17 protein-coding genes and 2 tRNA genes are annotated in these 19,141 nt (G+C 55.8%); 11 read left to right on the top strand and 8 right to left on the bottom strand.

What is annotated here, in order from left to right:
• Positions 1-62 precede the first annotated feature (62 nt).
• The gene (gene putA, locus NR795_RS03645; RefSeq protein ID WP_257757179.1) at positions 63-4,025 is read right to left on the bottom strand and encodes a trifunctional transcriptional regulator/proline dehydrogenase/L-glutamate gamma-semialdehyde dehydrogenase; all 3,963 of its coding nucleotides are present in this window, start codon (positions 4,023-4,025) and stop codon (positions 63-65) included.
• Between the two features lie 419 nt (positions 4,026-4,444).
• Here putA and putP point away from each other — a divergent pair, with 419 nt between their 5' ends.
• The 6 genes from putP to phoH all read left to right on the top strand — a co-directional run bounded on the left by putP (position 4,445) and on the right by phoH (position 10,770).
• Positions 4,445-5,950 carry a sodium/proline symporter PutP gene (putP, locus tag NR795_RS03650; protein WP_144812677.1) on the top strand — a complete coding sequence of 502 codons (1,506 nt, stop codon included), beginning with the start codon at positions 4,445-4,447 and terminating at the stop codon, positions 5,948-5,950.
• A 229-nt stretch (positions 5,951-6,179) separates the two neighbouring features.
• Positions 6,180-7,013 (top strand): iron uptake transporter permease EfeU, encoded by an 834-nt coding sequence (gene efeU / locus NR795_RS03655; RefSeq protein WP_222890109.1) that lies wholly within the window; start codon positions 6,180-6,182, stop codon positions 7,011-7,013.
• A gap of 53 nt (positions 7,014-7,066) precedes the next feature.
• The gene (gene efeO / locus NR795_RS03660; protein ID WP_257757180.1) at positions 7,067-8,194 is read left to right on the top strand and encodes an iron uptake system protein EfeO; all 1,128 of its coding nucleotides are present in this window, start codon (positions 7,067-7,069) and stop codon (positions 8,192-8,194) included.
• A 2-nt stretch (positions 8,195-8,196) separates the two neighbouring features.
• Positions 8,197-9,480 (top strand): iron uptake transporter deferrochelatase/peroxidase subunit, encoded by a 1,284-nt coding sequence (efeB, locus tag NR795_RS03665; RefSeq protein ID WP_257757181.1) that lies wholly within the window; start codon positions 8,197-8,199, stop codon positions 9,478-9,480.
• 223 nt (positions 9,481-9,703) lie between these two features.
• Entirely contained in the window at positions 9,704-9,958 is a 255-nt protein-coding gene (locus NR795_RS03670; RefSeq protein ID WP_186370502.1) for a hypothetical protein, read from the top strand.
• Between the two features lie 23 nt (positions 9,959-9,981).
• Positions 9,982-10,770, top strand: a complete 789-nt coding sequence (phoH, locus tag NR795_RS03675) for a phosphate starvation-inducible protein PhoH (protein WP_186370501.1) — start codon at positions 9,982-9,984, stop codon at positions 10,768-10,770.
• A gap of 68 nt (positions 10,771-10,838) precedes the next feature.
• Here the strand turns inward: phoH and NR795_RS03680 are convergent, their stop codons facing one another.
• Positions 10,839-11,780: an AraC family transcriptional regulator gene (locus NR795_RS03680; RefSeq protein WP_222890113.1), complete on the bottom strand. Its 942-nt coding sequence runs from the start codon at positions 11,778-11,780 to the stop codon at positions 10,839-10,841.
• Between the two features lie 96 nt (positions 11,781-11,876).
• Here NR795_RS03680 and NR795_RS03685 point away from each other — a divergent pair, with 96 nt between their 5' ends.
• Positions 11,877-12,620: an SDR family oxidoreductase gene (locus tag NR795_RS03685; RefSeq protein ID WP_257757182.1), complete on the top strand. Its 744-nt coding sequence runs from the start codon at positions 11,877-11,879 to the stop codon at positions 12,618-12,620.
• A 54-nt stretch (positions 12,621-12,674) separates the two neighbouring features.
• On the opposite strand, the gene NR795_RS03690 is transcribed toward NR795_RS03685, so the two are convergent.
• Together NR795_RS03690 and NR795_RS03695 are read right to left on the bottom strand one after the other, a co-directional pair.
• A tRNA-Ser gene (locus NR795_RS03690) sits at positions 12,675-12,762 on the bottom strand.
• Positions 12,763-13,101: 339 nt separating this feature from the next.
• A tRNA-Ser gene (locus tag NR795_RS03695) sits at positions 13,102-13,189 on the bottom strand.
• Positions 13,190-13,431: 242 nt separating this feature from the next.
• Between NR795_RS03695 and ghrA the strand changes: the two genes are divergently transcribed.
• The 4 genes from ghrA to NR795_RS03715 all read left to right on the top strand — a co-directional run bounded on the left by ghrA (position 13,432) and on the right by NR795_RS03715 (position 16,345).
• Positions 13,432-14,370, top strand: coding sequence for a glyoxylate/hydroxypyruvate reductase GhrA (gene ghrA, locus NR795_RS03700; protein ID WP_257757183.1), 939 nt, complete (start codon positions 13,432-13,434; stop codon positions 14,368-14,370).
• A gap of 69 nt (positions 14,371-14,439) precedes the next feature.
• Entirely contained in the window at positions 14,440-15,177 is a 738-nt protein-coding gene (locus NR795_RS03705) for a phosphatase (RefSeq protein WP_257757184.1), read from the top strand.
• 20 nt (positions 15,178-15,197) lie between these two features.
• Positions 15,198-15,752 carry a molecular chaperone gene (locus NR795_RS03710; RefSeq protein ID WP_144812650.1) on the top strand — a complete coding sequence of 185 codons (555 nt, stop codon included), beginning with the start codon at positions 15,198-15,200 and terminating at the stop codon, positions 15,750-15,752.
• 101 nt (positions 15,753-15,853) lie between these two features.
• A complete protein-coding gene (locus NR795_RS03715) occupies positions 15,854-16,345 on the top strand; it encodes a DUF1097 domain-containing protein (RefSeq protein ID WP_144812646.1) in 492 nt (163 codons plus the stop codon).
• Between the two features lie 30 nt (positions 16,346-16,375).
• Here NR795_RS03715 and csgG read toward each other — a convergent pair whose 3' ends face one another.
• From csgG to csgD, 4 genes are read right to left on the bottom strand one after another with little or no spacing between them, the layout of a single operon-like run.
• Entirely contained in the window at positions 16,376-17,209 is an 834-nt protein-coding gene (gene csgG, locus NR795_RS03720) for a curli production assembly/transport protein CsgG (RefSeq protein WP_042392658.1), read from the bottom strand.
• Positions 17,210-17,242: 33 nt separating this feature from the next.
• Entirely contained in the window at positions 17,243-17,659 is a 417-nt protein-coding gene (csgF, locus tag NR795_RS03725; protein WP_042392660.1) for a curli production assembly/transport protein CsgF, read from the bottom strand.
• Between the two features lie 29 nt (positions 17,660-17,688).
• A complete protein-coding gene (gene csgE / locus NR795_RS03730; protein WP_257757185.1) occupies positions 17,689-18,078 on the bottom strand; it encodes a curli production assembly/transport protein CsgE in 390 nt (129 codons plus the stop codon).
• A gap of 4 nt (positions 18,079-18,082) precedes the next feature.
• Positions 18,083-18,733, bottom strand: coding sequence for a biofilm master transcriptional regulator CsgD (gene csgD / locus NR795_RS03735; RefSeq protein WP_042392665.1), 651 nt, complete (start codon positions 18,731-18,733; stop codon positions 18,083-18,085).
• Positions 18,734-19,141: the final 408 nt, after the last annotated feature.

Genomic DNA, 19,141 nt, shown 5'->3' on the forward strand with positions numbered 1-19,141 from the left:
ATCCGGCCCACGGTTACACTGTATCCCCGGTAAGCGTAGCGCCACCGGGGAATATTACACTATTACCCGATTGTCATCAGGCTGGCGTTGCCTCCGGCAGCGGCGGTATTGACGCTCAGGGAGCGCTCCAGGTAGAGACGCTCCAGCACGATCGCCGTTTCGCCCCGCGCAAAGCCCTGCACCGAGATAATCGCGCCGTCGCGGGCGGCAACCTGCTCGCAGATTGCCCGCAGCTGGTCGGAATCACCGTGGTAGATCACCGCGTCAAACGCCTGAGCCAGCAGCGTATCCGGCTTGGCGAAGGCGATGCGCTCTGCCACCGCAGGCGGCAGCTGCTTCGCCAGATCGCGATGCAGCCCATCCTCCGGCCACAGTACCTTGCTGCCCACCGCCAGCACCGCAGCCAGCTGTACCAGCGCATCCTGCTCGTTGTCCGCCATGCAAAGCACGCTATCACGCGGCAGCAGCGTCCAGGTGTTGCGCTCGCCGGTAGGGCCAGGCAGCAGGCGCTGGGTACCGCTCTGCGCCTGCTCGCCAAACTGCTGGCAGAGTTCAACCAGTTCAGGACGGCTGGTAGCCCAGGCGCTTAACGCCTCCAGCGGCTGAGCCAGCACGCTGCGCAGACGGGCATCCACTGGGCGCACCGCGTCATGGCGTGCCAGGGTCACACCCAGCGCATTTTGCGGTCGGCTTGCCAGCAGGCGGTAGAGATAGAGCGGCCCGCCCGCTTTAGGCCCGGTGCCCGAGAGCCCCTCTCCGCCAAACGGCTGGACACCCACTACCGCGCCCACCATGTTGCGGTTGACGTAGAGGTTGCCCACATAGGCGTTGCCGGTAACCTGAGCAATGGTTTCGTCGATACGGGTATGCACCCCGAGGGTCAGACCGTAGCCGGAGGCGTTGATCTGGCGGATCGTCTCATCCAGCTGGCTGCGGCTGAAGCGCACCACGTGCAGCACCGGACCGAAGACCTCTTTTTTCAGCTCATCGATGCTGTCCAGCTCGATCAGAGTTGGCGCAACGAAGGTGCCGGTCTGCCACTCTTTCGCATCCTCGCTGTTTTCGCGCACCGCCTGGAACACCGGACGGCCTTTGGCCCGCATCGCCTGGATATGGCGCTCGATGGCATTTTTCGCTTCGGCGTCGATCACCGGACCGATATCCGTCGACAGGCGGCCAGGGTTACCCATTCGGCTCTCTGCCATCGCACCACGCAGCATTTTCAGCGTGTGGTCAGCGATATCCTCCTGCAGGCAGAGCAGACGCAGGGCCGAGCAGCGCTGGCCCGCGCTATCAAACGCCGAGGCCATCACATCGACCACGACCTGCTCGGTCAGCGCCGAGGAGTCAACGATCATGGCATTCATACCGCCAGTTTCGGCGATCAGCGGGGTGGGACGACCCTGCGCGTCGAGGCGCGGAGCAATGCTGCGCTGCAGCAGGGTCGCGACCTCGGTCGAGCCGGTAAACATCACGCCGCGCACGCGGTTGTCGGCGGTCAGCTGCGCGCCAACGGTTTCGCCCCGGCCTGGCAGAAGCTGAACCACGCCAGCAGGAACGCCCGCTTCCCGCAGCAGGGCTACGCTCTGGGCAGCAATCAGCGGCGTTTGCTCCGCCGGCTTCGCCAGCACGCTGTTACCCGCCGCCAGGGCTGCTGCAACCTGTCCGGTAAAGATAGCCAGCGGGAAGTTCCACGGGCTGATACAGACCACCGGGCCCAGCGGGCGATGGGTCTCATTGTCGAAATCGTCCCGCACCTGGCCCGCGTAGTAGCGCAGGAAATCAACGGCTTCGCGTACCTCGGCAATGGCGTTGCTGAAGGTTTTACCCGCCTCGCGCACCAGGATGCCGATCAGCTGCTGGGTCTGATCCTCCATCAGCATGGCAGCACGTTCCAGGATAGCGGCGCGCTCCTGGGGCGGGGTGGCAAACCAGATAGGCCCGGTATTTACCGCGCTCTCCAGCGCCTGCTCCACCTCCGCAGAGGTCGCTTCCCGTGCGTAGCCGACAATATCTTTCGGCTCGGCTGGGTTGATCACGGCAACCCTCTCGCCGTCCTCAACCGGTTGCTCCAGCAGCGGCCCGGCCTGCCAGGTGTGCAGCGCGCTGTTGAGTAGGGCAGAGGAGAGCGACGCCAGACGGTGCTCGTTCGCCAGATCCAGCCCGGCGGCATTCACCCGACCGTCGCCATAGAGATCCACCGGCAGAGGGATCTTCGGATGCGGCAGGCCAATCTGACCCTCCTGGGCCGCCAGCTTTTCAACGGCGCTCACCGGATCGGCCACCAGCTCGTCAAGAGGCAGGGTGGTGTCGGCGATGCGGTTAACAAAGGAGGTATTCGCGCCGTTCTCCAACAGGCGGCGGACCAGGTAGGCCAGCAGCGTCTCATGGGTGCCGACCGGAGCGTAGATACGGCAGGGGCGGTTCAGCTTGCCGTCGGCAATATTGCCCACCACCTGCTCATAGAGCGGTTCGCCCATGCCGTGCAGGCACTGGAACTCATACTGGCCCGGATAGTAGTTCTCCCCGGCAAGCTGGTAGATGGCGGCCAGGGTGTGGGCGTTGTGGGTCGCAAACTGCGGGTAGATCAGATTCGGTACGCTGAGCAGCTTTTTCGCACAGGCGATATAGGAGACGTCGGTATAGACCTTGCGGGTATAGACCGGGTAGCCCTCAAGCCCCTCAACCTGGGCGCGTTTGATTTCGCTGTCCCAGTAGGCACCTTTCACCAGACGGATCATCAGGCGGCGACGGCTGCGGGAGGCGAGATCGGTCAGGTAGTCAATGACAAACGGGCAGCGCTTCATATAGGCCTGGATCACGAAGCCGATGCCGTTCCAGCCCGCCAGATCCGGATCGAAGCAGAGTTTTTCCAGCAGATCGAGAGAGATCTCCAGCCGGTCCGCCTCTTCGGCGTCGATGTTGATCCCGATATCGTACTGGCGCGCCAGCAGGGTTAAGGACTTCAGGCGCGGATAGAGCTCGCTCATCACCCGGTCATACTGCGCCCGGCTGTAGCGAGGGTGCAGGGCCGACAGCTTGATGGAGATCCCCGGACCCTCATAGATGCCGCGGCCGTTGGAGGCTTTACCAATGGCATGGATCGCCTGCTGATAGGAGACCATATAGGCCTGTGCATCCGTAGCGGTCAGCGCCGCCTCGCCCAGCATATCGTAAGAGTAGCGGAACCCTTTCTCCTCCAGCTTGCGCGCGTTCGCCAGCGCTTCGGCAATGGTTTCACCGGTAACAAACTGTTCGCCCATCAGGCGCATCGCCATGTCGACGCCTTTACGGATCAGCGGCTCGCCGCTCTTGCCGATGATACGGTTCAGCGAGCGCGAGAGGCTGGCTTCATTATGGGTAGACACCAGGCGGCCGGTAAACAGCAGGCCCCAGGTCGCGGCGTTAACAAACAGCGAGGGGCTGCGTCCGATGTGCGACTGCCAGTTGCCATTGCTGATTTTGTCACGGATCAACGCGTCACGGGTGGCCTTGTCCGGAATACGCAGCAGCGCTTCGGCCAGACACATCAGGGCGACACCCTCCTGGGAGGAGAGAGAGAACTCCTGAAGCAGGCTCTGCACCATCCCTGCACGGCCGGTGGCGGTTTTCTGGTTACGCAGCTTTTCCGCCAGGCGGTAGGCCAGCTTTTGCGCTCGCTCGCCCACCGGCTCTGGCAGGCGCGCCTGCTCCAGCAGCATCGGGACGGCGTCGGTTTCCGCACGACGCCAGGCGGCGGTGATGGCCGCGCGGCTCACGGACTGAGGCAGGATCTGCTCGGCAAATTCCAGGAAGGGCTGATGCGGCTCGTCTTTTGGTACGTTGGCCTCGGCGGGCTCGCTCTCTGTACCGTTGGTCTGGCCCGGTAGCTCCGGCAGCGCGTCACCGCTCTCAACGCGCTCAAGATAGTTAAAGATGGCCTGCTTAATCAGCCAGTGCGGCGTGCGATCGATCTGCGTCGCGGCCTGCTTAATACGTTCCCGCGTGGCATCATCAAGCTTAACCCCCATCGTGGTGCTACCCATGCATCTACTCCTCAATATTATCGTCACTCAACTCGTTAGCGAGGAATATCTACCATGTTGCAACTTTGTGCAACCATGTTAATTGTGACGCGGCCAGCAAGCTGAAAAATGAATGGATTGTTAAAAGAGATCCCGCTCTCATAATCAGCGCTAGCATGCTGAAAAGCCAGGAACCATGCGGTGCTTAACACTTTTGCACGGTGTTACCTTGCAAAGCGTGAGCGAGTGCAACCTATTAGAAAATGGTATCGTAACGGGGATGTAATTCATGTGAATGCCATGTTAAATCGATTGTGGTTAGAAATCGCTTCCGGCAGGATACGGTCGCCCAACACAACAACGAGACTTTTTCCCCGTTCCGGAAAAGGTCAGCGCAGCAGATATGACGTTTGCTGACGAAGAGATCTGGAGACTTTTGAATGGCAATGAGCACACCGATGCTGGTGACGTTTCTTATTTACATCTTTGGCATGATTTTGATTGGCTTTGTCGCCTGGCGATCGACAAAAAACTTTGACGACTATATTCTCGGCGGGCGCAGCCTGGGGCCGATGGTAACTGCCCTCTCTGCGGGCGCATCCGATATGAGCGGCTGGCTGCTGATGGGCCTGCCTGGGGCAATTTTTATCTCTGGTATCTCTGAAAGCTGGATCGCTATTGGCCTGACGCTGGGGGCCTGGATCAACTGGAAGCTGGTGGCGGGCCGCCTGCGCGTGCACACCGAGGTGAACAACAATGCCCTGACGCTGCCGGACTACTTCACCGGCCGCTTTGAAGATCGTAGCCGCGTGCTGCGCATCATCTCTGCGCTGGTTATCCTGCTCTTCTTCACCATCTACTGTGCCTCTGGCATCGTGGCAGGGGCGCGTCTGTTTGAAAGCACCTTTGGCATGAGCTACGAAACGGCGCTGTGGGCCGGTGCGGCAGCAACCATCATCTATACCTTCGTGGGCGGCTTCCTGGCCGTAAGCTGGACCGACACCGTGCAGGCCAGCCTGATGATCTTCGCCCTGATCCTCACTCCGGTCATGGTGATGGTCTCCGTGGGCGGCTTCGATGAGTCGCTGATGGTCATTAAGCAGAAGAGCATTGAAAACGTCGACATGCTCAAAGGGCTGAACTTCGTGGCTATCGTCTCGCTGCTGGGCTGGGGCCTGGGCTACTTTGGCCAGCCGCATATTCTGGCGCGCTTTATGGCGGCGGACTCCCACCACACCATCGTTCACGCTCGGCGGATCAGCATGACCTGGATGATCCTCTGCCTGGCCGGTGCGGTCGCCGTAGGCTTCTTCGGTATCGCTTACTACAGCAACAACCCAGGGCAGGCTGGGGCGGTAAACCAGAACGCCGAGCGCGTGTTCATCGAACTGGCGCAGGTGCTGTTTAACCCATGGGTTGCCGGCGTGCTGCTCTCTGCTATTTTGGCAGCGGTGATGTCGACCCTGAGCTGCCAGCTGCTGGTCTGCTCCAGCGCCATCACAGAAGATCTCTACAAGGCGTTTCTGCGTAAACACGCAAGCCAGACGGAGCTGGTGTGGGTCGGACGTGTCATGGTGCTGGTGGTCGCGCTGGTGGCTATTGCCCTGGCGGCTAACCCGGAAAACCGCGTGCTGGGTCTGGTGAGCTATGCCTGGGCTGGTTTTGGTGCCGCCTTTGGTCCGGTGGTGCTCTTCTCGGTGCTGTGGTCGCGCATGACCCGTAACGGCGCGCTGGCAGGGATGATCATCGGGGCGGTAACCGTTATCGTCTGGAAGCACTTTGAGCTGCTGGGCCTGTATGAGATCATTCCAGGCTTTATCTTCGGCAGCATCGGTATTGTGCTCTTCAGCCTGCTGGACAAAGCGCCGTCCGCAAGCATGCAGGCGCGCTTTGCCGAGGCGGATGCGCACTACCACACCAAGCCGGAACCACGCGTAGCAAACTAACCGTTATACACGCACCGGAGCCGCTTTCCGGTGCGTTTTCTCACTTCTTATTTACAATTCTCCAACCTTTGGTTCACCGTCCAGTGCGTGGCCTGTTCTGCGTAACATTCTGAGAAACTTCCGTGCAGAAATTACTTGTGTTTCTTGCTGCCGTAATGATAATCACTATCATTGAAATTTACTTTTCTTTGCATCATTTGACGCTGATTAACATTCAAAGGTTTACCGCATGTTTGTGCCATTTCTCATTATGTTACGCGAAGGTCTCGAAGCGGCGCTGATCGTTAGCCTCATCGCCAGCTACCTCAAGCGTACCCAACGCGGCCGCTGGATAGGTGTGATGTGGATCGGCGTTTTTCTCGCCGCCGCGCTCTGCCTCGCGCTCGGTATCATCATCAATGAAACCACCGGCGAGTTTCCTCAGAAAGAGCAGGAGCTGTTTGAGGGCATCGTCGCGGTCATCGCCGTGGTGATCCTGACATGGATGGTTTTCTGGATGCGCAAAGTGTCGCGCAACGTCAAGGTGCAGCTTGAGCAGGCCGTTGATAACGCCCTGAAGCAGGGCAATCATCACGGCTGGGCACTGATTATGATGGTCTTCTTTGCTGTGGCGCGGGAAGGGCTGGAGTCGGTCTTCTTCCTGCTGGCGGCGTTTCAGCAGGATGTGGGTATCTGGCCTCCTGTGGGGGCCCTCACCGGGCTGGCGACGGCGGTGGTCATCGGCTTCCTTATCTACTGGGGCGGTATTCGCCTTAACATGGCCGCGTTTTTCAAATGGACCAGCCTGTTTATCCTGCTGGTAGCCGCCGGGCTGGCCGCGGGGGCGATCCGCGCCTTCCACGAAGCGGGCCTGTGGAACCATTTCCAACAGGTGGCCTTCGATCTCAGCAACACCCTGAGCACCCATACGCTGTTTGGCACGTTGCTGGAGGGCATTTTTGGCTACCAGGAAGCCCCCAGCGTCAGTGAGGTGGTGGTCTGGTTTGCCTATCTTATTCCGGCGCTGGTGCTGTTTATGCTGCCGCCGCGCCCAGGGGCGCAGATGTCGCCCGGGGCTTCCTGATGTTTACTCAGCGTGACAATAATAGTTACAACATACTTTTAAAGGGAAAGGTCATGGCAACGCATTTTCGTCATAGTGCTTTACAGGTTGGTATTGCCGCGCTGCTCGCCTGCGCGTTTAACGCCCAGGCGGCGGATGTTCCTCAGGTGAAGGTTACGGTAACGGATAAACAGTGTGAACCGATGAACCTCACGGTCAACGCGGGCAAGACGCAGTTCATTATCCTCAACCACAGCCAGAAAGCGCTGGAGTGGGAGATCCTGAAGGGCGTCATGGTGGTTGAGGAGCGGGAGAACATCGCGCCGGGCTTTAGCCAGAAGCTGACCGCTAACCTGCAGCCGGGTGAATATGAGATGACCTGCGGCCTGCTGACCAATCCCAAGGGCAAGCTGATTGTCAAAGGTGCCTCCACGGCGGATGCGGCTAAAGGTGACGCACTGCTGAGCCTGGGCGGAGCTATTACCGCGTATAAAGCTTACGTGACCCAGGAGATGACGGGACTGGTGGCGAAGACCAAAGCCTTTACCGATGCGGTGAAGGCGGGCGATATCGAGAAAGCGAAAGCGCTCTATGCCCCGACGCGTCAGCACTACGAGCGTATTGAGCCTATCGCCGAGCTCTTCTCTGACCTCGACGGCAGCATTGATGCCCGTGAAGATGACTACGAGCAAAAAGCCGCCGATCCGAAATTTACCGGTTTCCACCGCCTCGAAAAAGCGCTGTTTGGTGATAATTCCACTAAAGGCATGGAGCAGTATGCGGAGCAGCTCAACAGCGACGTGCTGGAGCTGCAAAAACGCATCAGCGAGCTGGCCTTCCCGCCGTCAAAAGTGGTGGGTGGTGCGGCAGGGCTGATTGAAGAGGTTGCGGCCAGTAAAATTAGCGGTGAAGAGGATCGCTACAGCCACACCGATCTGTGGGACTTCCAGGCGAACGTCGACGGCGCACAGAAAATTGTCGATCTACTGCGTCCGCAGCTGCAGAAAGGCAACGCCGATCTGCTGGCGAAGGTAGACGCCAACTTTAAGAAGGTCGATACCATTCTCGCGAAATATCGCACCAAAGATGGCTTCGAAACCTATGACAAACTGACCGACGCCGATCGCACGGCGCTGAAAGGACCGATCACCACCCTGGCGGAAGATCTGGCCCAGCTGCGCGGCGTACTCGGACTGGATTAAGCATGACAGAGCATGATGTAGACGGCGTGAGCGAGCCTTCACGCCGTCGTTTACTAAAAAGTATGGGCGCGCTAGGTGGCGCGCTGGCGCTGGCGGGCGGCTGTCCGGTTGCCCACGCGGCCAAACCGACAAGCGCGCCGGGCACCCTGTCGCCGGATGCGCGGATGGAGACCCAGCCGTTCTATGGCGAGCATCAGGCAGGGATCCTGACACCGCAGCAGGCCTCAATGATGCTGGTGGCGTTTGACGTGCTGGCCAGCGACAAATCTGAACTGGAGCGGCTGTTTCGTCTCCTGACCCAGCGGATTGCGTTTTTAACTACCGGCGGTCCCGCGCCACAAACGCCGAACCCACGTCTACCGCCAATGGACTCCGGTATTCTTGGCGGCTTTATTGCGCCAGATAACCTGACCATCACCGTCTCGGTAGGGTCATCGCTATTTGATGAGCGTTTTGGCCTGGGCCCGCAGCGTCCTGCCAAACTGGAGAAGATGACGCGCTTCCCCAACGACTCCCTGGACGCTGCCCTGTGCCATGGCGATCTGCTCTTGCAGATCTGCGCTAACACCGGGGATACGGTGATCCACGCCCTGCGCGATATCATTAAGTACACGCCGGATCTGCTTAGCATCCGCTGGAAGCGGGAAGGGTTTATCTCCGATCACGCGGCGCGCAGTAAAGGCAAAGAGACGCCGATCAACCTGCTGGGCTTTAAAGACGGCACCGGCAACCCGGACAGTGGAAACAGTAAGCTGATGCAGAGCGTGGTCTGGGTCACGCCCGACCAGCAGGAACCGGCCTGGACGGTGGGCGGCAGCTATCAGGCGGTACGCATCATCCAGTTCCACGTTGAGTTTTGGGACCGCACGCCGCTCAAGGAGCAGCAGACTATCTTTGGCCGGGACAAGCACAGCGGGGCACCGCTGGGCATGAAACATGAGCATGACGTGCCGGACTATAGTCGCGATCCAGAGGGTGAGGTCATTGCTCTCGACAGCCATATACGTCTTGCCAACCCGCGTACGCCAGAGACCGAGGTGAATCTGATGATGCGTCGCGGCTACAGCTACTCGTTGGGGGTGACCAACTCCGGCCAGCTGGATATGGGCCTGCTGTTTGTCTGCTTCCAGCACGATCTGGAGAAGGGGTTCCTGACGGTGCAGAAGCGGCTCAACGGCGAAGCGCTGGAGGAGTACATCAAGCCGATCGGCGGGGGTTACTTCTTTGCGCTGCCGGGCGTCAAGGATACGCCGCACTATCTGGCTCAGTCACTGCTTGAGGCCTAGCCCGCTCTCCTCTGTCCTGCGGGGCAGGGGAGAACTATCATTTTTTTCTATGAACGCGATCCTGTTATATATTTGTAATATTAATGTCAGAAACTGGCTCGGTATGAGCGCGCTGGCACGTTATATTTAGGTAAATATAATGTTGCTTTTATGAAAATTTTTGTTTTACTTATATCAACAGCGGTAGTTCCCGGCAGTGAACGATTCACTATGGAGATCGCGAATGGTAGCATCCGGCTCAGGCCAAACACTCAATTCAAACCGTCAGGCTCGGTACGGGCAACACGCCACCGACAGCGATCGTCTCACCGCCAAAATCTCCTCTTTCCTCATCAGAAAACTTGAATTTACCGACGTGGCAAATGACACAGTGGGTGGGTTTGCCGCGTCTTTTCATCAGCAAGTCATGGCTTACAAGGAAGCCAAACCTCAGACGTTCGTGCGCATAATCGTGCCGGCAGCGGCGCGTGTGATGTAAACCTACAACTCAAGGTGCTATCCATGGGAAGACAGAAAGCAGTGATCAAAGCTCGTCGTGAAGCTAAACGTGTGCTGAGACGAGATTCGCGCAGCCATAAACAGCGTGAAGAAGAGTCGGTCACCTCGCTTGTGCAGATGAGTGGCGTTGAATCAATTGGCATGGCGCGGGACAGCCGTGATAACTCGCCAATTGCCGCGCGGAATGAAGCTCAGGCGCACTACCTCGATGCAATTGAGCGTAAACAGCTCATTTTTGCTACAGGTGAAGCAGGATGCGGTAAAACTTGGATCAGCGCAGCGAAAGCGGCGGAAGCCCTGATCCACAAGGATGTGGACAGAATTATCGTCACTCGTCCGGTCCTGCAAGCCGATGAAGATCTTGGCTTCTTACCCGGAGATATCTCGGAGAAGTTCGCTCCTTACTTCCGGCCCGTCTATGACGTGCTGGTCAAACGCCTGGGAGCGTCCTTTATGCAATACTGCCTGCGGCCAGAGATTGGTAAGGTAGAAATCGCGCCGTTCGCCTATATGCGCGGACGTACATTTGAAAATGCGGTCGTGATCCTTGACGAGGCTCAGAACGTGACCGCTGCGCAAATGAAGATGTTTTTGACACGCCTCGGGGAGAACGTGACCGTGATTGTTAACGGTGATATCACCCAGTGCGATTTGCCGTCGGGCGTTCAGTCCGGCCTGAGCGATGCGCTGGCACGTTTTGAAGAAGATGAGATGATTGGCGTTGTCCGCTTTACCAAAGATGACTGCGTGCGCTCGGCCCTCTGCCAGCGAACACTGCAGGCGTACTACTGATGAAATAGCGTGATTAAGAATATGATTGCAAAGCCCGGGTGACCGGGCTTTGTTTTTTAGGGCGTCGTTTAGCGGTAATAATTCTCGGGATTCGCATCGTTATCACCAGGCCTGGCTGCACAATGTTGCGCATATTTTCCCGGTGAGGTACCTACATACCGGGTAAACGCCACGCTGAATGCACTGGCAGATCCATAGCCAATGCGCTCTGCTACCGCTGCGATAGTGATACCGGTATGGCAAAGCATCTGTTTGGCCAGGGCCATTCGCCAGGCGAGAAGGTAACTCATCGGCGTTATGCCAATCATTTCTGTAAATCGTTCAAACAGCGTCGATCGCGATAATGCGCAGCCGTTGGCCAGCGCTTTGACTGTCCACCGCCTGGCTGGATCCTGATGTATCAGCCGAATAGCTTGAGCGATACGGGGATCTTCCAGGCCGCGTATCAGCCCGGGCGTGATAAGAGCATTACCAGACCGAATAGCTTCAATAAAAAGCAATTCAGTTACCCGCGCCAAAATGAACGCTTTCCCTGCACGCTGCGCCTGCGTTTCATCTTTCAGCAACCCCATCAACAGCGCCAGGCGTTTTTCATCACGCACGCAAACAAACTCTGGCAGAAGCGAAACCAACAAGCCTGAATCGGAAGAATCAGATACGCAGTGGCCTACCAGCGCCAGCATTTCAGGTGCTGCGAGCGGATCGCCAACCCTGAAGTGTCTGTCTGCCACCTCTATCGGTGGGGTGTTAATGGTTTGTGCCGCAGGGGGAGTAAGGCTGGTGAGGGCAAAATGGTAAGCCGCAGGTAGCAAAATAAAATCACCGGCGTGAAGCGTCAGCGGCTCGTGCTTTTCAATCTCAAGGCGGCATGAACCTTCCAGCACTGCGCAATAGAATGACAGCCCCTCGTCTGAACGACTGACTCGCCAACGGCCTGCGCCCGTCACCGTTTTTGTCAAAACCGATCTGAGCTTTAGCATGGCAATAACTTCTGCGAGCGGATCGCTCATTTCCGGACTCCTGCTAAAGAATGGCGGATTTTTGATTATATATCGTCCAGCCATTCAGGGGTATTGTTTATACAGGTAAACAACAACGGAGTTAACATGAAAACGATTATGATCACCGGCTGTTCATCTGGTTTTGGTCTGGAGACGGCACGTTATTTTCTTGAGCACGACTGGAATGTGATTGCGACAATGCGCACCCCTCAGCGCGATCTCTTGCCTAAAAGCGATCGTTTACGGCTCTTAAGTCTTGATGTTACCCAGCAGCAAAGCATTGAGCATGCCATTGAAGACGCTGGCGATATAGATGTTCTGGTAAACAATGCAGGCGTCGGAATGTTAAACGCGCTTGAGGGTGTTTCCCCGCAGGCGTTGAGAGAGGTGTTTGAAACAAATACGCTTGGAACTATCGCAATGACCCAGGCCGTACTTCCACAATTCAGACAGCGGCGTTCAGGGTTGATCGTTAATATCACCTCTGCTGTTACCCTAAAACCGCTTCCGCTACTCGCAGCTTATACCGCCAGCAAGGCGGCAGTGAATGCGTTTACTGAATCGCTGGCTCTTGAGCTAAAGCCGTTTAATATCCGCGTGGGCCTCATCCTGCCAGGACGTGCGCCAGAGACCCGTTTTGGCGAAAATGCTCAACGTATCATGGGGAACATTCCTGCGGATTATGCAGAGCTAAGCCAGCAAATCTTTAATAACATGCGGGATGCTAGCGCGAGGGTAACCTGGCCTATCGATGTGGCAAAAGCGGTCTGGCAAGTTGCAAACGATCCCAGTGCACCGATGCGTTTGCCAGCAGGAGAAGATGCGCTGTACATGGCAAGTACACATTGAAAAGTGACAGGCGAAAAAAAAGCTCGCATTTGCATGCGAGCTCTTCTCTAAATGTGGCGGTGAGAGAGGGGTTCGAACCCTCGATACGTTGCCGTATACACACTTTCCAGGCGTGCTCCTTCAGCCACTCGGACACCTCACCGTATTGTTTTTGCTGCCTTCCTCTCGGGGGCAACGGGGCGCTACTATAGGGAGTTGTGCTAAAACGGTCAAGCTTAATTTCTGCTTTAACGTGCGTTCGGTTAAGCCGTGAGCAAATGCAAGAGACAGGCACAAATCGTAGCCCCGGTAAGCGAAGCGCCACCGGGGGATCAGGAGCGGATCACGGCTCTCCATCGGGAGGGATTGACTCGCTGCGCTCCCGGTCTGTCCAACGGGCAACTGCCCGTTGTCGAACCCCGGTCGGAGGTTCTCATCCCCCCCGCTGGGTGCTACATGCGAAAAAAAAGCCCGCATTTGCATGCGAGCTTCTCTTCAAATATGGCGGTGAGGGGGGGATTCGAACCCCCGATACGTTGCCGTATACACACTTTCCAGGCGTGCTCCTTCAGCCACTCGGACACCTCACCATATTGTCTTCCCAGCATCGCTGGGACGGCGCTAATGTAGGGAAATCCGGCTCTACCGTCAATCCTCTTTTTCAATAATTTAGCGCGTTTAGACAAACTTCAAGCAACGTGCTTTCTAAATATCCAGGAACTGTTTTTTTTATCATCAGCCACCTTTATCCCTGTCCCTGGAACAAATTTGTTATCCTCATCAATAGATAACGCTTTAACTAAACCATCGCATGAATGCATCTGGAGTCAGTATGGATATCATCTTCTATCACCCGTCTTTCGATACGCAATTTTGGCTGGATAAACTCGCTCAGACACTTCCCCATGCCCGAGTCCGTGAGTGGAAGCCGGGCGATAATGAACCCGCAGACTATGCCCTGGTCTGGCATCCGCCAGTTGAAATGCTTCAGGGCCGTAGCCTGAAAGCCGTGTTTGCCCTCGGCGCAGGCGTTGACTCTATTCTGAGCCAGCTTAACGCCCACCCGGACATGCTCCCTGAAAGCATTCCGCTGTTTCGCCTCGAAGATACCGGCATGGCATTGCAGATGCAGGAGTATGCCGTGAGCCAGGTTCTGCACTGGTTCCGCCGCTTTGATGATTATCAAGCCCAGAAGCAGCAGGCCCGCTGGCAGGCGCTGGATGAGTATCAGCGCGAAGATTTTACCATCGGCATTCTTGGCGCGGGCGTGCTGGGAGCGAAGGTGGCCGAAAGCCTTCAATCATGGGGCTTTCCGCTGCGCTGCTGGAGCCGTAGCCGTAAATCCTGGCCTGGCGTCAAAAGCTTTGCTGGCGAAAACGAGCTGAGCGATTTCCTGCAAGGAACCCGCGTCTTGATTAACCTCCTGCCTAATACCTCAGAGACTCGAGGCATCATTGACGTATCGCTGCTGAACCAGCTGGCGGATAACGCTTATCTGCTTAATCTGGCGCGTGGCGTGCACGTGGTGGAAGACGATCTCCTCCAGGCTCTGGAGAGCGGCAAGCTGAAAGGGGCCATGCTGGACGTCTTCAGTCAAGAGCCGCTCCCAGCCAGCAGCCCGCTGTGGGCGCATCCCCGCGTGGCAATGACCCCGCACATCGCTGCGGTCACGCGTCCCAATGAAGCGATCGAGTATATTGCCCGTACGATTACCCGGCTGGAACAGGGCGAGCCGGTAACCGGCCAGGTTGACCGGACCCGCGGCTACTAGCGCCGGGTTTTCATTATAAAGGGTAATAATTCCTGTTATCCTTGAGCGTCATTAACAGAGGAGAGCGCCATGTACCCCGTTGACCTGCACATGCACACCGTCGCCAGCACCCACGCCTACAGCACCCTCCACGACTATATTGCGATAGCCAAAAGCAAAGGTCTTAAGCTTTTTGCTATCACCGATCACGGCCCCGATATGGCAGATGCTCCGCACTACTGGCACTTTGTGAATATGCGTATCTGGCCGCGGCTGGTGGATGGGGTAGGGATCCTGCGCGGTATCGAGGCCAACATCAAAAATATCGCCGGTGAGATTGACTGCTCTGGCCCTATGCTTCCCGCGCTGGATCTGATCATTGCCGGGTTTCATGAGCCGGTATTCGCGCCACAGGATCGGGCAACCCACACCGAGGCGATGATCGCTACGATGGCCAGTGGTAACGTGCATATTATCAGTCATCCGGGCAACCCAAAGTACCCTGTTGATATTCCGGCGATTGCCGCTGCCGCAGCGAAGTATAATGTCGCCCTGGAGATCAACAACTCCTCTTTCCTTCACTCGCGGAAGGGCAGCGAGGCGAACTGTCGCGCCATTGCCGCAGCCGTGCGTGATGCGGGAGGCTGGGTGGCGCTGGGATCCGATTCGCACACCGCCTTTTCGCTGGGTGATTTTACCGAGTGTCGCAAGGTGCTGGATGACGTTGATTTTCCGGAAGATCGGATCCTTAACGTCTCGCCGCGCCGCCTGTTAAACTTCCTTGAATCGCGCGGGATGCCGCCGATCGATGAGTTTGCCGAACTTTAATTTTTATCACGGAACCTATAATGAACGAGTTTTCAATCCTCTGCCGCGTGCTTGGCTCACTCTACTACCGCCAGCCAGAGGATCCGGTTTTAGTCCCACTCTTTGCGTTGATCCGTGACGGTAAGCTGGCGGCAAACTGGCCGCTGGAGCAGGATGAGCTGCTTGCCCGCCTGCAAAAAAGCGTTGACGATCCGGCCTTAGTGACGGATTACCAGGCCCTGTTTGTCGGCGAGGCATGCAGCGTCGCGCCGTATCGCAGCGCGTGGCAGGAGGGGGCAAACGAGGCAGAGGTGCGGGCCTTTTTAACCGCCCGGGGCATGCCGCTGACCGATGCGCCAGCCGATCACTTTGGTACGCTGCTGCTGGCCGCCTCCTGGCTGGAAGATAATGCCGCTGAGGATGAGAGTGAGGCTCTGGAGGCCCTGTTTGCCGACTACCTGCTGCCGTGGTGTGGCACCTTCCTTGGCAAAGTTGAAGCCCATGCGGTAACGCCGTTTTGGCGCACCATGGCAGGGCTTACCCGCGATGCCATCGCCGCCATGTGGGATGAGCTTGAGGAAGAGTCCGCCGATTGATGTGATGTATATCACAAGAAAAATGTAACTTGTGTCGATCGCTTGCAAATAACGTGCGGGCGATCTCATTTCAATGGCGCGCTTCTGCTAAGATGCGCGCCATGAACATACTCTTCTCAATTGCATTAACAACGGGCATTCTCTCCGGCCTTTGGGGCTGGGTTGCCGTCTCGCTGGGCCTGCTGAGCTGGGCCGGCTTCCTTGGCTGTACAGCCTATTTCGCCTGTCCACAGGGTGGGGTAAAGGGCCTGTTGATCGCCGCTTTTACCGTAATGAGCGGCGTCGCCTGGGCGCAGGTAATTATTTACGGCAGTGCGTTAAGCCCACATCTGAGCATTGTCAGCTATATGCTTACTGGTATCGTGGCCTTCCTGATGTGCATTCAGGCGAAAAATCTGCTGCTCTCCTTTGTTCCCGGCACCTTTATCGGTGCCTGTGCCACCTTTGCCGCCCAGGGCGACTGGCGAACGGTGGTTCCCTCGCTGGCCGTTGGGCTACTGTTTGGCTATGCCATGAAAAATAGCGGTCTGTGGCTGGCGGCCTGGCGCGACAGAGCGGCAAATCCCAGCACAAAAAAAAGCGCGGCGGAGTGATCCGCCACGCTGGATAGTGCTGAGGAGCGATTATGACTCTGGCGGTGTCGCCATATGGCGGTATTTCACCAGAACCGGATCTTCGCTCTCCGCCTTGTTTTGCAGATCCCACAGCCCACGATCGATGCCATCGTTGATCAGGTAGATTACCCCAGTTTCAATCGCAGACATCAAACACAGCATAACGGGTTCGTTCGCGGTAAAGCCGACTTCACCTTCCAACAGACGCTGGTAGTCAATGAAGCGGAACACCCCGGCCTGTACCTCATAAGAGAGGATCGTCTTGCTGGTGTTGACCGACGACAGGATCTCCCCGGTACTCACGTTGACCACGCGCAGGTTAACGGCGACCTGGTCAAGCTGGTACTGGGTGTCGGCCCCGATGCCAAAGTAACGCGCGCCCACGCCGCCGGACTTCACGTTACTCTCATAGCCGATAATCGAGCCTTCGACCATTACGTTAGCCGCAGTCAGAGACTGGAGTGGGAAACGGTTATTGACCGCCACCGTACCGTTCTCCTGTGCAGCACGGATGATCTTCCGCTCGTTAAGCAGGTTCTGTAGCCCCTGACGCTCAAGCGGAATAAACCAGCGCGAATCCTTCAGTGCCGTGACCAGCATAGACGTGGCGCTCTGCGGGACGGCGGTAGAGAAGTTACTCGCCGGATAGGCTTTAAACTGTCCGGTTTCATCCTGAATATTATAAACAGAGACAAATATCTTACCGGTTGGCATCGGTAGATGGGTTAAATCTTGATAACTCTGAGCCCGAGGCATTAATGTTGGTTTCGCTGCTTCTTTCGGTGGAGCCGTTAAGCATCCGCTGAGTAAACAGACAGCCAGTATGGTGAGTAAGCGCTGCATAATTATTATTCCTGTAGAAACGATAGCTGTGCTTTAAAAGTCGGTTGAACCATTTTGTAAACCCGACACCTCTATAGTGGATGTTTTGCCGGTTTTTCGATCCGTGACGTTGAGCTGAAGCTGCCCGTCGTTATTAGCGATATCAACAATAAAATCACTGGTGATCATTCTTCCCGGTTTGCCAGTATTGATATTGGTCAGTAGTCCTCCCAGCACCTGTGATTGGATTGCCTGGGTAAAGTTATCCAACGCCGACGGTGTCTCTATTCCATAATTAGATCCATAGTCCGGATCTTTATAGGAGTTTTGTGCCTGGGCGCTATTTAATAAAAAAGCGCCGTTATTGGGGTTGCCCCCAAAATTAGGGTTACGAAACTGAAATGTCATATTTGCAGCAAATAGTGACGGTGACACAAGCAAAAGCGTGACTACGGCACAGGCGATACGCATGTGAGCCTCCGAAAGAAATTTATCGTGTTTTAGAATTCATCTCGCGCCAGATCGCCAGTACCAAGCAGAGCTTGATCGATCTGCCGGCGATCCAGTGCTTCATGGGTTTGCGCTACCGCGGCATTAACATTGCTGTCAAAGTCGCGTTTAGTGGGAAATAAAAACGTTTGAAACACGACATCCTGATTAACCGTAATCGTGATCCAGCTTCCCCACCGCGCGCTGGGACGTTCATTGATACTCAGGTTCCCTGTATAACTGCTTTCCCATTTATCACTAAAAGCACGATAAAAATCGTGTCCAACAGAAGAGACCGTTCGATCGGTCAGTAATCCGGGAACTTCCACCTCGACAGCACGCAGGTTCCCGGCAGCCAGCAGAAGACCTGCAGCTGCAAACCATGCAACGAACCGTTTCATGGTGTTATCGCCTGAGGTTATCGTTAGCCCAGGAGACGGCCTGCGTACGATTTTTTACGGATATCTTCTTGAAAAGATTGTAAAGATGGGTTTTTACCGTGTTTTCGCTGATAAACAGCGAGCGGGCGATCTCGTTGTTCGAGGCGCCAATGCGTAGCTTATTGAGGATCTCCTTCTCCCGGTGCGTGAGCAGCGCGGCTTCGGAGCTGTTGTAACGGTAGTTGCCGGAGTGGGTAATGAGGTAGCTGGCGAGCTTTTGTGAAAAGTAGCACTCGCCGCGCTGTACGCTAAGAAGGCCATCCACCACCCGGGACTGATCTTCCGTCACATAGAAAACGCCGTTGATGTGCGGCCAGCTTTCTATGTCACGGAACGGGTATTCGTCAGGCGTATTCAGCAATAGCAGCTTAACGGCGTTGTTTTTCCTGCCTAAATTATCCTGCCAATAATGGATCAGTTTTTTATCTGCCTCCATCATGTCAAACAGGATCACGCTTCCGGGCGATATATCATCCAGAGAACGCTGAATATTATGCACTTTCCCCGAAAGAGAGAGGGACTGCTTCAGATGCTGCAGTAACGCGGCAGCCTGTAAGGAAGGTTTAGTAATCAACAGAATAGATTGACTTTGAAAACTCTGGACTTCATTAAACATAATAAACCCCGCTTGTTGGTACACCTGTCTTTTTCCCCAGGTATTACTGGGCATCCAGAAGTACTGACAGATGTTGCACTGCTGTGTGTAATCAATAAGAGTGAGCCCTATGGGCAAAATTTAACAAAAACTCAAACATACTGCTGATTTCAATCTAGCTATTACCAATCTTAAATCAAGTGTTAAACATGTAACAAAATGTAAAAATAAATTTTAAAATGTTATTTTGTGCTTTTTTTGATGTTTAATTTTCATGGAAAAGTTGTACAAACTAATACTTTTGCATCACATTTAAAAATCATACAAATTATTTTAAATATTTGATTTATTTATAAATATATCTTCTTTTGTCGGATTTTGCTTTTTTTATGTGTTAACTTTTTATGAGCCTCTGTTATCAAAGCCGAG

This window comes from Pseudescherichia sp. L3 (genome assembly GCF_024656065.1).
Classification (GTDB): domain Bacteria; phylum Pseudomonadota; class Gammaproteobacteria; order Enterobacterales; family Enterobacteriaceae; genus Pseudescherichia.

What these genes read in the sequence shown, in the direction of transcription:
- putA (WP_257757179.1), bottom strand. Translation starts at nt 4,025, where the DNA reads ATGGGTAGCACCACGATGGGGGTTAAGCTTGATGATGCCACGCGGGAA.
- putP (WP_144812677.1), top strand. Translation starts at nt 4,445, where the DNA reads ATGGCAATGAGCACACCGATGCTGGTGACGTTTCTTATTTACATCTTT.
- efeU (WP_222890109.1), top strand. Translation starts at nt 6,180, where the DNA reads ATGTTTGTGCCATTTCTCATTATGTTACGCGAAGGTCTCGAAGCGGCG.
- efeO (WP_257757180.1), top strand. Translation starts at nt 7,067, where the DNA reads ATGGCAACGCATTTTCGTCATAGTGCTTTACAGGTTGGTATTGCCGCG.
- efeB (WP_257757181.1), top strand. Translation starts at nt 8,197, where the DNA reads ATGACAGAGCATGATGTAGACGGCGTGAGCGAGCCTTCACGCCGTCGT.
- NR795_RS03670 (WP_186370502.1), top strand. Translation starts at nt 9,704, where the DNA reads ATGGTAGCATCCGGCTCAGGCCAAACACTCAATTCAAACCGTCAGGCT.
- phoH (WP_186370501.1), top strand. Translation starts at nt 9,982, where the DNA reads ATGGGAAGACAGAAAGCAGTGATCAAAGCTCGTCGTGAAGCTAAACGT.
- NR795_RS03680 (WP_222890113.1), bottom strand. Translation starts at nt 11,780, where the DNA reads ATGAGCGATCCGCTCGCAGAAGTTATTGCCATGCTAAAGCTCAGATCG.
- NR795_RS03685 (WP_257757182.1), top strand. Translation starts at nt 11,877, where the DNA reads ATGAAAACGATTATGATCACCGGCTGTTCATCTGGTTTTGGTCTGGAG.
- ghrA (WP_257757183.1), top strand. Translation starts at nt 13,432, where the DNA reads ATGGATATCATCTTCTATCACCCGTCTTTCGATACGCAATTTTGGCTG.
- NR795_RS03705 (WP_257757184.1), top strand. Translation starts at nt 14,440, where the DNA reads ATGTACCCCGTTGACCTGCACATGCACACCGTCGCCAGCACCCACGCC.
- NR795_RS03710 (WP_144812650.1), top strand. Translation starts at nt 15,198, where the DNA reads ATGAACGAGTTTTCAATCCTCTGCCGCGTGCTTGGCTCACTCTACTAC.
- NR795_RS03715 (WP_144812646.1), top strand. Translation starts at nt 15,854, where the DNA reads ATGAACATACTCTTCTCAATTGCATTAACAACGGGCATTCTCTCCGGC.
- csgG (WP_042392658.1), bottom strand. Translation starts at nt 17,209, where the DNA reads ATGCAGCGCTTACTCACCATACTGGCTGTCTGTTTACTCAGCGGATGC.
- csgF (WP_042392660.1), bottom strand. Translation starts at nt 17,659, where the DNA reads ATGCGTATCGCCTGTGCCGTAGTCACGCTTTTGCTTGTGTCACCGTCA.
- csgE (WP_257757185.1), bottom strand. Translation starts at nt 18,078, where the DNA reads ATGAAACGGTTCGTTGCATGGTTTGCAGCTGCAGGTCTTCTGCTGGCT.
- csgD (WP_042392665.1), bottom strand. Translation starts at nt 18,733, where the DNA reads ATGTTTAATGAAGTCCAGAGTTTTCAAAGTCAATCTATTCTGTTGATT.